Below are 13,899 nucleotides of genomic sequence, written 5' to 3'. Positions count from 1 at the left end.
GGAACCATGGAACCTTCCAAAGATATTTCACGGCTGATCGAGATCATGGCGGCGCTGCGCCATCCCGAAACCGGCTGCCCCTGGGACATCGAGCAGAACTTCGAGACGATCAAGCCCTATACGATCGAGGAGGCTTATGAGGTCTCCGATGCGATCGAGCGCGGCGATATGGACGATCTCTGCGACGAACTCGGCGACCTCCTGCTGCAGGTGGTCTTCCATGCCCGCATGGCGGAGGAGGCCGGGGAATTTTCCTTCGGCGACGTGGTCAACGCCATCACCACCAAGATGATCCGCCGCCACCCGCACGTCTTTGCCCGCTCGGCGGCGGACACGCCCGACGCGGTGAAGATCCAGTGGGACGAGATCAAGCAGGCGGAAAAACGCGAGCGCGCCGAGCGCCGGGCAAGGCGCGGCATCAGCGAGGATTTCAAGAGCGGTTTCCTCGGCTCGGTGCAGCGCAGTTTCCCGGCTCTGACGGAAGCGCTGAAGCTGCAGGAACGCGCCGCCAAGGTCGGCTTCGACTGGTCGGCCCCCGAACCGATCCTCGACAAGATCGAGGAGGAGATCGGCGAATTGCGGGCCGCACTTCGGGAAGGCGATCGGGCGAAGGTCAGCGACGAACTCGGCGACCTGATCTTCGCGGTCGTCAATATCGGCCGGCATGTGAAGGCGGATCCGGAACAGGCAGTGCGCGGGACGAATACGAAATTCAGGCGTCGGTTCAGCCATATAGAGAACGTTCTTGAAGCGGAAGGTGAGACGCTGGAAGACGCGACGCTGGAACGGATGGAAGAAATCTGGCAGGCGGCCAAGGCGATCGAGCGGGCGATCGTGGTTGGGGCGGAGTGAGTTAATGTCGGCGATTTTGGCCAGCCCCTCATCTGGCTGCCGCCACCTTCTCCCCGCCTGCGGGGCGAAGGGGGATAACCGCGACCTCTCGATTCCTCGCTCACCTCTCGCAGGGCACGTCCCCTCGCCCCGTTTACGGGGAGAGGGTTAGGGGCAGGCACTAGCGCCAACCGGACAGCAGTGGCACAAGCGCCACGCGCGCCTTACCGCTCCCAATCTTCCTTACCAGACTTCGGCCCGTTGCCGATGCGGCGTTCGAGTTCGGTCGCCTCGGTCTCGGACAGCCGCAGATCGAGCGTGATCGTGCCGTCCTCATTATCCTCGCGGCCGTCGACGATCGCGTGGTCGTAAAGCCAGGGCAGCAGCGCCAGCTTGTCGACGGGAAGGCGGATCGTTGCTTCGGTCATCACGCCTGAGAGGCGGCGGCTGATCTCGTCCATCAGCGTGCCGACGCCCTCGCCGCTGACGGCAGACACCGCCACCACGTTGCTGGCGCCTGATGATTTCTGCACCATGGTGTCGTGTACTTCGGGCTCCAGCCGGTCGATCTTGTTCCAGACCTCGATCAGCCGCTTGGCGGACTCGGCCTCGTCAATGCCGAGGTCGTTCAGGATGCGCATGACGTCGGAGCTCTGCGCCTGGTTGTCGGGATCTGACATGTCGCGGACATGCAGGATGAGATCGGCTTCCAGCACCTCTTCGAGCGTTGCCCGGAAGGCGGCGACGAGATGGGTCGGCAGGTCGGAGATGAAGCCGACGGTGTCGGACAGGATGACGGTGCGGCCGTGCGGCAGCTTCATGCGCCGCAGCGTCGGGTCGAGCGTGGCAAAGAGCATGTCCTCGGCCAGCACGCCGGCGCCGGTGATGCGGTTGAACAGCGTCGACTTGCCGGCATTGGTATAACCGACGAGCGCCACGATCGGATGCGGCACCTTACGGCGCTTGGCGCGGTGGAGCTGGCGGGTGCGCACGACCTGCTCCAGCTCGCGTTCGAGCTTGATGATGCGGTCCTGCAAGAGCCGCCGGTCGGCTTCGATCTGGGTTTCGCCGGGGCCGCCCATGAAGCCGCCGCCGCCGCGCTGGCGTTCAAGGTGGGTCCAGCTTCGCACCAGTCGGCCCTTCTGGTAGTTCAGATGGGCGAGATCGACCTGCAGCGTGCCTTCCTTGGTGGAGGCGCGGCGGCCGAAGATTTCGAGGATGAGGCCCGTCCGGTCGATGACCTTGGCGTTCCATTCCTTTTCGAGGTTGCGCTGTTGCACCGGCGTCAACGGATGATCGACGATGACGAGACCGGAATCGCGCTCATCGAGCAGCGCCTTGATCTCCTCGATCTTGCCTGTGCCGAGCAGCGTCGCCGGTCTCGGATCATTGACCGGCACGATCGAGCCATTGACGACATCGAGGTCGATCGCCTGGGCCAGGCCCGTCGCCTCCTCGAGACGGCTTTCCGGCGTGCGGGTCGAGGCCGATTCACTCTGGCCGCCGCGACTGCGCGATTTCAGAACCGGCACGACGACAGTCGCGCGCATGTCGTCCCTGTGCTTGGCGGCCTCAGGGATGATCGAATCGTTCTTGGTATCGCGTGTCGAAATGACGGCTGATCCTGTTAGGACGCTGCTTCTTCGCTCTCGAACATCTGCATGGGCTGGCCCGGCATGATCGTCGAGATCGCATGTTTATACACGAGCTGCGAATGGCCGTCACGGCGAAGAAGAACACAGAAATTGTCGAAAGACGTAACAACGCCCGTGAGTTTCACGCCGTTGATCAAAAAGATTGTCAGGGAAATCTTTTGCTTGCGAACAGTATTGAGAAATAAGTCCTGCAGATTCTGAGAACGTTCCGCCATCGCGCCGCTTCTTTCTTTATTGCCGACCTGATCTGGCCGGTAGAATATCAATCAACCTCACCATGCGAAGACCGGCGGCACCCTCATTCCACCTGTCCAGCAAATCTTGGTATCAAATCGCAATCTTTTCCGCAACGTCGAAAAAAGCCTCGCGGACTTTCTGCGAGAGGCTGCCGGGATGACCGTTGGCAATGGTCTGGCCATCGACGGAAACGACCGGAAAACAAATACTTGTGGCTGCGGTGAGGAAGACCTCGCGGGCCGCGAGCATTTCTGAAACGGAGAAATTCCGCTCGGCGATCGGCAATCCGAGCTTGGCCGCGACGTCGATCAAGGTGGTGCGGGTTATGCCGCGCAGAATGCCGTGTTCGGCCGGCCGCGTCACCAGCGTTCCATTCGAATCGACGATCCAGACATTGGTCGCCGCCCCCTCCTTCACCATGCCGTCGCCATCGACATAGATCGCCTCCTGGGCGCCGGCCTCCTTGGCCTGCTGGCGAGCCAAGGCATTCGGCAGCAGGCCGACGGATTTGATGTCGACGCGGTCCCAGCGGTTGTCGGTCACTGTGATTGCCTTGATGCCGTTGGCATTCTTGGCGGCGATGATTTTGGGATCGGTGCTCTTGGCGGTGATGACAAGCGAAGGCGGCGTTCCCTCGGCCGGGAAGACATGATCGCGCCGCGCCACGCCGCGCGTCACCTGCATATAAAAAAGCCCGTTGCGGACATGGTTGCGGCGCAGCGTCTCGCGAATGACCTGGGTCAGCGCCGCCCGGCCCATCGGCCAGCCGATGCTGAGTTCACCGAGCGAACGGTCGAGACGGTTCAGATGGCGGGTGAGATCGACGATATAGCCATGGCGCACCTCGCAGACCTCATAAACGCCGTCGGCAAATTGATAACCGCGATCCTCGATATGCACGCTGGCATCGGAATGTTTGACGTAACGGCCATTCACATAGGCAATTCTCGGCATGGGAAACCTGGTCTTCCGGGGGCGATATAAGGGGCACGGCGCGGCGTCGGCAGCGCCGGAAAGGATCAGACGCCGAGCGACTTCAGCTTGCGGTGCAGCGCCGAGCGCTCCATGCCGACGAATTCGGCGGTGCGCGAGATATTGCCGCCGAAGCGGTTGATCTGGGCGATCAGATAGTCCTTCTCGAACATCTCGCGGGCTTCGCGCAGCGGAAGCGTCATGATGTGATAATCGTTCTTGGCGGAAACTTTCGGCAGCATGTCGCCGAGATCGGTCGGCAGCATGTCGGCAGTGATCGGCGCATCCGGCCCGTCGGTGCGGGCAAGGATCATCAGCCGTTCGATATTGTTGCGCAACTGGCGGATGTTGCCCGGCCAATCATGCGCCTGCAGCACGGCCATGGCGTCGTCGCCGATGCGGCGCGGACGGATGCCGGCCTGCTCTGATATCTGGCGCATCAGTTGGTCGACGAGGAAGGGAATGTCCTCGCGCCGCTCGGCAAGTGCCGGCACCCGCACCGGCACGACGGCGAGGCGATGATAGAGATCCTCGCGGAACCAGCCCTCGGTGATGCGGCTCTCAAGATTATAGGCGGTCGAGGAGATGATACGGACATCGACCTTGACGCGCTTGGAGCCGCCGACGCGCTCGAACTGCTGATCGACCAGCACCCGCAGGATCTTGTTCTGCGTCTCGCGCGGCATCTCGCCGACTTCGTCGAGATAGAGGATGCCGCGATGGGCTTCCTCAAGCGCGCCGATCTTGCGCGCCTGACCGGGCGTCCCCTCGGTGCCGAACAGCGCCACCTCCATGCGATCGGGCGTGATATTGGCAGCGTTGATCGCCACGAAGGGGCCGTTGGCACGGGCCGACTTCTTGTGGATCATCCGCGCCACCAGCTCCTTGCCGGAGCCGGATGCGCCGAGGATCATGATGCGGCTGTTGGTCGGCGAGACCTTCTCAATCGTCTGGCGCAGCTGCGAAACGGCGACCGAGGTGCCGATCAGCTCCAGCGCGTCGCCGGTGCGGCGCTTCAGCTCGGAGACCTCGCGCTTCAGCTTGGAATTTTCCAGCGCCCGCTCGGCGATCAGGATCAACCGGTCGGCCTTGAAAGGCTTCTCGATGAAATCGAAGGCGCCGCGCTTGATCGCCGAGACGGCGGTCTCGATGTTGCCATGGCCTGATATCATCACCACGGGCAGATCCGGATGGCGGGTCCGGATCTCGTCGAGCAGCGACAGACCATCGAGCTTGCTGCCCTGCATCCAGATATCGAGGAAGATCAGCCGCGGCACGCGGTCGGATATCGCCGCCAGCGCACTGTCGCTGTCGTGGGCCGTGCGCGTTTCGTGGCCCTCGTCCGAGAGAATGCCGGAAACGATCTCGCGAATATCGTGCTCGTCGTCGACGACGAGAATATCAGAGGCCATAAACGCTTTCCTTGTCATTGGCTGCGGGAGCAGCGGGTGTCGGATCCAGGCGTGGCAGATGCACGCGGATCATGGCCCCTCTTCCCCGGTCAAAATCGGCGGGCGCATCGTGCAGTTCGAGCTGCCCGCCATGTTCCTCGATGATTTTCTTGACGATGGCGAGGCCAAGGCCGGTGCCCTTCTCGCGCATCGTCATATAGGGTTCCAGAATGCTGTGGCGGTTCTCCACCGGCAGGCCACGGCCATTGTCGATGACATCGACGGTGAACCGGTCGCGGCCGGAATCGAAGGCGGCGCGAACGAGAATCTTGCGTTCGTCCCGTTCGTCGCTCGGAACGGCTTCGATCGCTTCCACGGCATTCTTGATCAGATTTCCGAAAGCCTGGCCGAGCATGCGGCTATCGAACAGGCCCTCCAGCGGCTGCTCGCCGAAATCCTGCGCAAAGCTGACATGATGATTGCCCATCTCGCGCAGGAAGATCGCGTCGCGCAGGATGTCGCGCAAGTCGCTCGGCTCCTTGGTCGGCTTCGGCATGCGGGCGAAGGCGGAGAATTCGTCGACCATGCGGCCGATATCGCCGACTTGGCGGATGATCGTATCGGTGCATTGGTCGAAGACGGTCCGGTCATTCGGGTCGATCTGCTTGCCGTAACGCCGCTGGATGCGCTCGGCGGAAAGCTGGATCGGGGTCAGCGGGTTCTTGATCTCGTGGGCGATGCGTCTTGCCACGTCGCCCCAGGCGGTCGAGCGCTGGGCGATGACGAGGTCGGTGATGTCGTCGAGCGTAATCACATAGGATTCGCTCATATCGCGCACTTCCTCGCGGGTGACCTGCACGCTCAGCGTCCTCACAGTGCCGCCACGCACCAACGCGATCTGCTTGCGGAAATCGCCGCGATGACGCGACGCCGCCTCGGTCAGCACGTGATCGACCTCAGGCGCGATGTCGACCAGCTGCTTGCCGAGCATCTCGTCGGCCGATAGCGACATCAGCGTTTCGGCCGAACTGTTGACGATGGCGACGCGACGATCCTGCTCGACGCCGATGACGGCGGCAGTGACGCCCGACAGCACCGCTTCGATGAAGCGGCGGCGGTCGTCGACCTCGTCCTTGGCTTCGAGGATCTCGTCGCGCTGGGTGCGGATCTCAGAGATCATCTTGTTGAAGGTGCGCGACAGATTGGCCACGTCGCCATCGACGGCGTGCACCGGCACGACGATATCCATATTGCCCGATGCGACGCTGTCGGCCGCGGTGATCAGCAGGCGAATCGGCCGGACGATGCGGTCGGCAACGGCGATCGCCGTCCAGATCGCCGCGAGCAGCACGATCAGCGCGAAGCCGATGTAGAGCACGGCGAAGGCGACCTGCAGCGAGAAGCGGTTGGCCTCCATCGACCGGTATTCGGTGGCGTTCTCCTCCATCATCCGCATGGCGCCCATGACCTTGGGATCGACGGCGCGCACCGTATAGAGGAAGGTGCCCTGGATGGCGTCGAGCTTGATGATGGCGCCGACGAGGTTGGTAACGCCGGGCGGGATCAGCGTCGGCTGGCCGGCAGCGGCCTTTTCCAGCGCATCCTGCGGGATCGCCGGCAACGGTTTTTCGGTGGCGATGTCAGCCTGGACGATCACCGAGCCGTCGCGCTCGACGAGGAAGGAGCCGAGCAGGCCGCGGCCCCTCGCCTGGCGTGTCATCAGGTCGGCAAAACCCGTCCGGTCGAGGCTATAGAGCGCCCGGTTGCGCTCCAGATCGTTGGCCATGGAGACTGTCTGCCCCTGGAGATAGCTGGCATTCTCCATCATGTAGGCCTGGCCGATATTGCGCGACGAGCTGACGATCGACTGGGTGCGCAGCGCAAACCAGCGGTCGAGACCGGCGTTCAGCGTGATACTGGCGAAGATGGCGACGAGGATCGCCGGGGTGATCGCGACGATCGAGAACAGCACGACGATGCGGATGTGCAGACGGGCGGCCGCACGGCCGCGGGTACGCGCCTTGAGCAGCCTTGCCACCTCGCGCCCGATCAGCGCCAGCAGCGTCAGGACAAAGAAGGAATTGACGATCACCGAGGTGATGACGACATGCGAACTCGGCGCGATCGGGGTGAGACCAAGCAGCACGAAAAGCGTCACCGTGGCGCAGAGAAGCGCGCCGCCGGCAAGCACCAGGCCGGGCACGGCGAAAAGGGCGCGACGATCGGTCACCGTCGTCACCGCCTCGCCTGCCGCCGCCGGCGATACCCCATCCTGCGTCATTCGGCCTCTCTTCAGACGGCAGCCGCCGCCTTCGCCATCCGATCGAAACCGAGCAACGCCGGCTTAAGAAAGCCAGCGCGCTAACGACTCGATCGGGAGCGAAATACCAAAACCCTTGCGTGACCTTTAAGCAACGCATTGTGGCGAAAATGCAACGCACCCCGTCACGTTGTCAAGCCGTGCATGCCCTCGGCCCGTCACAGTTTTTAGAAGCGACGCGGTTCTTCCGGCTTGTTTCCAACGATCAGGTCGATCCGATCCAGCACGTCGGACGTGACTTTGTGCCTGTGCTGGAGGGCCGCGAGATTGTCCTGCAACTGGCTGGCGCGCGACGCGCCGAGAATGACGGTCGAGACGTTCCGATTGGCGAGGCACCACAAAAGCGCGAGATGGGTGATCGACATGCCGATCTCGTCGGCAAGCTTTGCCAGTTCGCCAACTTGTGCGAGCTGGGCGCGGCCGGCATCGCTGGACCATTTTTCCTTCAGCCACTCGTAGCCCGGCAGGTTCATGCGGCTGTCGGCCGGCACACCGTTGTTGTATTTGCCGGTCAGGACGCCGGAGGCGAGCGGCGACCAGATCGTTGTGCCGAGGCCGATGAGGTCGTAGAGTCTGAGATAGTCGGACTCGACCTTCTGGCGTTCGAAGATGTTGTATTGCGGCTGCTCCATGGTCGGCGGCGTGATGCGCAGGTCCCGGGCAACGGCGTAGGCTTCCGTCAGTTGCTGCGCGGACCATTCCGACGTTCCCCAGTAGAGCACCTTGCCTTGGGCGACGAGATCATGCATCGCCCGGACGGTTTCCTCGACAGGCGTGTCGATGTCGGGGCGGTGGCAGAAATAGAGGTCGAGGTAATCGACCTGAAGCCTCTTGAGCGCCGCGTGGCAGGCATCGGTCACATGCTTGCGCGACAGACCGCGCTGCGTCGGTTTCTGACCGCCCCAGAAGACCTTGCTCGAGACGACGAAGCTGTCGCGGCTCCAACCAAGCGACCTGAGCGCCTCGCCCATGACAATTTCGGACTTGCCGCTTTCGTAACCTTCGGCATTGTCGAAAAAGTTCACCCCGTTGTCATAGGCAAGCTTCATGAGGTCGACGGCGTCGCCGCCGTTGACCTGCTTGCCGAACGTGACCCATGAGCCGAAGGAGAACTCGCTCACTTGCAGCCCCGACTTTCCCAAACGACGATATTCCATCATGCAGCTCCCGAAAATTTTGAACTGGGCCGGCCGATCACCGGCGTCGCGCGATCGATCGACGACCGACTCGCGTAATCTATGGCATGCGCAACGATATGCGAGGCTCATCCCGCCAAGTTGACCAAAACACGATGTCGCAGTTCCCGTCAGCCCCTGAGCGTAAAGAAAAAGGGCGCTCCACGACAACAGTCGGAGCGCCCGTGGCATGCGATCGACGACGTTTGCGGCGGAGGTCGACGGCAGCAACGGCAAATAATGAGATTCGGAACGGATAGGCAACATGCGATTGGAATCGGCGACGTTATCGACCGCTGATTGATCGTGTCGTCCACCGGATATCCACAGCTTATCCACAGGCAAGGCGACGACGACCGCAGCAACTTCAATGACATTCGCCTGGCGTCAAATCACTCCTCACAAATACTTATGTGACTGTAGAATGACACCGCAGTTTTGTTTCTCTGCTTGGATATAAACCGCGACCTGGCTCAGATAGGCTCACCTCTCCTCCCGACCGTGGCGGCGGACGCCGGGAGGGGTGGGCGGTGGGCAAACATGAGGGCCCGCCGCCTTCTTTTTTATCGCGCCCTCGACGCGCTCAGGCGGTGCGGGAACTCCTATAGACCGAGACACCCAGTTCCCTGATCTTCTTGCGCAAGGTATTGCGGTTGAGACCGAGAAGATCGGCCGCCTTGATCTGGTTGCCGCGCGTCGCCGTCAGGGCGGCGAGGATCAGCGGATACTCCATTTCCGTCAGCACACGATCATAGAGGCCGGGCGGCGGCAGGCGCAGCGGCACGACATTGAAGCGGTAATAGAGATCCTGGCGGAAGAGGCCCTGGTTGATCGCCTGCTTCAGGTCCTTGTTGGTGGCGGCAACAATGCGCACATCGGTGCGGATCAGCGTGCGGCCGCAAGCCGATCGGCGTGAGGAGGCTTGACGCCGTCCCTCGACAAAAGCTGGTTCAATGCGGCTGGAGGCAGAAAAGCCCTCCACCCGCATTGACGTGCCGCGCCATGCGACGTGCAACTTGGCTTACTGTGCGTGTTGCTTGCGCATGGCCTCGGCGATTTGTGCCTTGACTGCGTCTATTCCGAAGCTTGCGCCCTTCTGCATCGGCGGAAATTCAATGGCAGTCTTCGCCAGCTCTTCAACTTTTTGCTGAACGAGGACGAAACGCCAAAACTCGAACTTGTACCATTCAAAGTATTCTTGTGAACCAACGTTACCCTTGAAAAAGGCCGTACGCTCGAACGGATCAAGGCGCAGGTTTACAACGGTCGGCACGTCCAATTTCACCGTGTTGCCTGTCCAACCGTCCGGCTGTTCCAATCAGGCGGCGCTGCAGCCCTGGCCGACTTGACCTCCATTCGATTTGGCTGGATCTGGCCCTTCCCGACTGCCGACATAGCGGGATCTGATGGCCCGACATTGGTGATCGCTCCATTTGCTAATCTCGGTGATGGTCCTCAGGCGGAACTCTACAAGACTGGCCTGACAGAGGAACTGCTCACTGCCCTTCCCCGCTTCAAGGAGATCAGGGTCTTCGGGTCGCGAGACGTCCAAATCGTTGCCGCCAGAGGTGGAGACATCGCGGATTCGCCGGGAACTTGGCGTACGTTTCCTGCTGGCAGGCGGTGTCCGCGTTTCCGGAAGCCGAGTGCGTGTGACGGCACGTCTGCTCGACACAGAGACCGATGAGATCCTCTGGTCGCAGACCTACGACGACGACATCGGCGTCCGCGACCTGTTCACCATCCAGTCCGACGTCGCAAACAAGGTTGCGACCGCGGTGGCGCAGCCCTATGGCATCATCGCCCAGGCCGATGTCTCCAACCCGCCTGATGATCTCGGCGTCTACGGCTGCACGCTGAGCTTTTATGCTTACCGTGCCGAGTTGAGCACCGAGCGGCACGGCGAGGTTCGAAACTGCCTCGAAAGCGCTGTCGCCCGCTATCCATCCTTTGCGACCGCCTGGGCGATGTTGTCCATCCTCTATCTCGACGAGGATCGTTTCAGGTTCAATCGGAAGCCCATTTCGTCCGCGCCGATAGATCGCAGCTTTCAGGCCGCCCGCCGTGCCGTTCAACTGGATCCCGGCAACGGCGCTGTTTTTCAGCCAGCGGGTTCCGGAAGCACTTCAGATCGGCGAACGGGCACTGGCGACCAATCCGAACGACACCGAATTGCTAGGAGAGTTTGGCACCCGGCTGGCGATGAGCGGGGAGTGGCAGCGCGGGGCCGCATTGCTGGATAGTGCCATTGCTCTCAACCCTGCCGGCTGCGGCTACTATCGCGGAACGCGCGCACTCGCAGCCTACATGCTGCACGACGACAAGACTGCGGTCATCGACATCAGGCAGGCGGACCTGCAGAAGTTCCCGCTATTCCATGCGGTGGCTGCCGTCATCTACGTCGACGCCGGAATGATTGAGGGCGCCCGCAGAGAGGCCGCGCGGTTCAACGAAATGAGACCCGATTTCATTCCGAACATCGTGGCCGAACTCAACACGCGCAATTTCCAGCCGCAGGACCGCGCACGGGTGATCGCCGATCTGCGAACGGCCGGACTGCTTGCAATGGACGAGGCGCAGGCGACGATGTCGCGGCCGATCGACGGCTCCGAGGCCCTTGAGCCGCGGTAGTGCTTGTAGAAGCGGATGTCAGGAAAACTGCCAACAGAACATACCCGATGTTACACGCGCGCGCCGTCCTGTCCGTGTAGGCTGTAGGTCGCTGACAGTCGTTCTTTCATACTCGGGACCCATGGAGCGATCTCAGTCGTCCGACCAAACCAATTCGAAGGGATTCGTCGATGACCAAAGCACCCCAGCGAGCCTTGCACCCTGCCGTGGCGGCGGCGTCTTCCGCGGCACTCGGCTTGATGGTCACCTTGGGATGTGGATCGGCTGCAAGCGCAGCCGACGCAGACGCCAAGAAGCTCGTTAAAACCATGTCCGACTACCTGGCCGCAGAAAAGGCGATCTCCTTTTCGTATGACACCAACCTGGAGGTGGTCACCGTCGACCATCAGAAGCTTCTGCTGGCAAGTTCCGGCAAGATTGAAATGGGCCGACCGGATAAACTCCGGGTTACCCGGTTTGGTGGGTTCGCCAACGTCGAGGTCACATTCGACGGCAAGACGCTCTCGCTGCTCGGCAAGAACGCCAACCTCTATGCCCAGACAGAAGTTCCAGGCACCATAGATCACCTGATCGACGAATTGCGGGACAAGCTCCATAGACCCGTTCCGGGTGCCGATCTTCTGCTCCCGGATGCCTATGACGAGTTGATGCGCGACGTGGTCGACGTCAAGGACCTCGGCAGCGGTGTGATCGGCGGCGTCGAATGCGACCACCTTGCATTCCGCACCAAGGAAGTCGACTGGCAGATATGGATCGCTCAGGGCGAGCATCCATATCCCTGTCGATATGTCATCACCGCAAGCCAGGTGGATCAAAGCCCACAATACAGCATCCAGATCAGTGACTGGAAGACAGGCACCGATGTCGTTGCTGACGATTTCGGTTTCAAAAACATCACGAACGCCGAGAAAGTCGACCTGACGAAGCTTGCCGATATTGACGAGCTTCCTGATCACCTTGCCATGGGAGGCACCAAATGACCGTCGTAAGAAAACTGAAAACCCTGCTGCTCGCTACGGCGATCGGCGTGTCCGGCCTCGAACTTGGAAACGGGCTTTCGATCCCGGGAGTGGATGGGGTCTTCACGCCAGCAGAGGCCAGGATTGGCCGCCCGCTGACGCCTGTGAGTGTCGCTGGAGTTGCGCGCCGCACGGTCCGGCGTTGCGCCGCCGGCGTCTATTATTGCTAGAAAAACTGGCCTGGCGAACGCATTCGACAAGCGCCCAGCATGAAGGAAAAGCTAGGACGAGGTACGCCCAACGCCGAGCTGCAGACCCTGACTCCGACATCGGCGGGACAAATGCGGGCAATGCCACAGACGGACAGATGCTACTGTAACATACTTATCCGCAGGCGGGTGTTGCGCCAGAGTTGAGCGGAGATCGATGATATGTTCGATTGGTCGGCGACCACGATGGAGACCGACAAAGCAGGGGGGACTTTCATGACGGCTTTTCTTCTACGCGCGGCGGTCCTTTGCGCGGGTCTCGTGGCAACCTCGCCCGGCTGGGCAGCCGATCCGACGCCGCTAACACCCGATGCAAAAGTAGTCGAGAGCCCGAGCGGCTGGACCTTCACCGTCGCGCCGTATTTCTGGATGGCAGGGATTTCCGGAGACATTGCACAGTTCGGATTGCCGGAGGTTCATATCGACTCCGATTTCGGCGACATCCTGCAGAACCTCGATTTCGCCTTCATGGCCGCCGGTGAAGCGCGGTACGACCGGTTCAGCATCTTCGGCGACATCATCTACACCAAGCTTGGCGCAGACGCGAATACGCCGCTTGGCATTCTCGCCGACAGCGTCGACGTCACCTCAAAGACCTTCGCCGGACTTCTCGGGGTCGGCTACTCGGTGCTGGAGGACCAGTCGGGACACCTCGATGTCGTCGGCGGCATCCGAGTGTGGTCGGTCGACACCAACATCTCCTTCCATGGCGGGATCCTCGGTGGCGTCGAGGCCGATGACAGCGCGACCTGGGTCGACGGTCTGGTCGGCGTCCGAGGCAACTACTTCTTCACGCCGGAGATCTATCTGACAGGATGGGGTCTCGTCGGCGCCGGCGGCGCGGATCTAGACTGGGATCTGGCGCTCGCGCTCGGCTACAAGTTCACCGACACGATCTCGGCCGTTGCGGGATACCGCGCACTCGGCGTTGATTACGACAACGACGGCTTTGTCTTCGACGTCGTCCAGCAGGGTCCGATCCTCGGCGTCGTCATCCAGTTCTGAGAACGACGCCTGGAACAGCAGATCGAGTTTGGTACGGTGGAGACGTCAATGAAGCTCATGACTTTTCGGCTGATGCCGCTTGCCGCGGCGCATGGAACGCTGATGGATGAGGATCACAGAGCGATCCTCCCCGTGCTCACCGCAGCACACCGTGCAAACCCGGACACGCTCAGGCGGTGCAGGAACTCCTGTAGACCGAGACGCCAAGTTCCCTGATCTTCTTGCGACGCCAGGCAGCGTGGCAGGCGTGGCTCGCCGGACAACGCGCAGAACCATCCGTCGTACTTCGATGTATGTCGCCGCCCTGCCTGCCGGCTGTGCGAAGACGAGCGTCGGCGGAGCGGTCGTCTGGCGATGTGGAGGAGCATACTATCAGTCCGCCGGGCGCCGCTACGTCGTCGTCAATGTGGACTGATCAAAACCTGGAACTTGCGATTTCGAGATTCCGACATGG

The 13,899-nt window shown here is 61.6% G+C and carries 10 protein-coding genes and 4 pseudogenes; 6 read left to right on the top strand and 8 right to left on the bottom strand.

Features of this window, described 5'->3' with window-relative positions; genetic code table 11:
* The first annotated feature begins 6 nt into the window (after positions 1-6).
* The gene (mazG, locus tag QMO82_RS11130) at positions 7-852 is read left to right on the top strand and encodes a nucleoside triphosphate pyrophosphohydrolase (protein WP_183607432.1); all 846 of its coding nucleotides are present in this window, start codon (positions 7-9) and stop codon (positions 850-852) included.
* Positions 853-1,055: 203 nt separating this feature from the next.
* Here the strand turns inward: mazG and hflX are convergent, their stop codons facing one another.
* The 8 genes and pseudogenes from hflX to QMO82_RS11090 form a co-directional block, all read right to left on the bottom strand.
* Positions 1,056-2,381 (bottom strand): GTPase HflX, encoded by a 1,326-nt coding sequence (gene hflX, locus QMO82_RS11125; protein WP_183607433.1) that lies wholly within the window; start codon positions 2,379-2,381, stop codon positions 1,056-1,058.
* 77 nt (positions 2,382-2,458) lie between these two features.
* A complete protein-coding gene (gene hfq / locus QMO82_RS11120; protein ID WP_003539403.1) occupies positions 2,459-2,701 on the bottom strand; it encodes an RNA chaperone Hfq in 243 nt (80 codons plus the stop codon).
* Positions 2,702-2,813: 112 nt separating this feature from the next.
* The gene (locus QMO82_RS11115) at positions 2,814-3,677 is read right to left on the bottom strand and encodes a D-amino-acid transaminase (RefSeq protein ID WP_183607434.1); all 864 of its coding nucleotides are present in this window, start codon (positions 3,675-3,677) and stop codon (positions 2,814-2,816) included.
* A 65-nt stretch (positions 3,678-3,742) separates the two neighbouring features.
* A complete protein-coding gene (locus QMO82_RS11110) occupies positions 3,743-5,107 on the bottom strand; it encodes a sigma-54 dependent transcriptional regulator (protein WP_064838387.1) in 1,365 nt (454 codons plus the stop codon).
* On the bottom strand, positions 5,097-7,367 hold the full coding sequence (locus QMO82_RS11105; protein WP_183607435.1) for a PAS domain-containing sensor histidine kinase: 2,271 nt from the start codon (positions 7,365-7,367) through the stop codon (positions 5,097-5,099). Before QMO82_RS11105 ends, QMO82_RS11110 begins: the two co-directional genes overlap by 11 nt.
* Positions 7,368-7,573: 206 nt before the next feature.
* Positions 7,574-8,563 carry an aldo/keto reductase gene (locus QMO82_RS11100; protein ID WP_183607436.1) on the bottom strand — a complete coding sequence of 330 codons (990 nt, stop codon included), beginning with the start codon at positions 8,561-8,563 and terminating at the stop codon, positions 7,574-7,576.
* A gap of 601 nt (positions 8,564-9,164) precedes the next feature.
* Positions 9,165-9,479 (bottom strand): annotated as a pseudogene (locus QMO82_RS11095) (helix-turn-helix domain-containing protein); the annotation flags it as partial.
* A 123-nt stretch (positions 9,480-9,602) separates the two neighbouring features.
* A pseudogene (locus QMO82_RS11090) lies at positions 9,603-9,899 on the bottom strand (arylsulfatase); the annotation flags it as partial.
* Between the two features lie 87 nt (positions 9,900-9,986).
* Here QMO82_RS11090 and QMO82_RS11085 point away from each other — a divergent pair.
* From QMO82_RS11085 to QMO82_RS33810, 5 genes and pseudogenes are all read left to right on the top strand, one after another.
* Positions 9,987-11,212 (top strand): annotated as a pseudogene (locus QMO82_RS11085) (adenylate cyclase); the annotation flags it as partial.
* A 170-nt stretch (positions 11,213-11,382) separates the two neighbouring features.
* Positions 11,383-12,192 carry a DUF2092 domain-containing protein gene (locus QMO82_RS11080; RefSeq protein WP_183610838.1) on the top strand — a complete coding sequence of 270 codons (810 nt, stop codon included), beginning with the start codon at positions 11,383-11,385 and terminating at the stop codon, positions 12,190-12,192.
* Entirely contained in the window at positions 12,189-12,401 is a 213-nt protein-coding gene (locus QMO82_RS11075) for a hypothetical protein (RefSeq protein WP_183610839.1), read from the top strand. Before QMO82_RS11080 ends, QMO82_RS11075 begins: the two co-directional genes overlap by 4 nt.
* Before the next feature lie 255 nt (positions 12,402-12,656).
* Entirely contained in the window at positions 12,657-13,445 is a 789-nt protein-coding gene (locus tag QMO82_RS11070) for a hypothetical protein (protein ID WP_183610840.1), read from the top strand.
* Between the two features lie 226 nt (positions 13,446-13,671).
* Positions 13,672-13,860: pseudogene (locus QMO82_RS33810) on the top strand (hypothetical protein); the annotation flags it as partial.
* Positions 13,861-13,899: the final 39 nt, after the last annotated feature.

Source organism: Rhizobium sp. BT04 (assembly GCF_030053135.1).
GTDB classification, from domain to species: domain Bacteria; phylum Pseudomonadota; class Alphaproteobacteria; order Rhizobiales; family Rhizobiaceae; genus Rhizobium; species Rhizobium binxianense.
The sequence above is the reverse complement of the archived record's forward strand: the minus strand, read 5'-3'. Positions and strand labels throughout refer to the sequence as shown.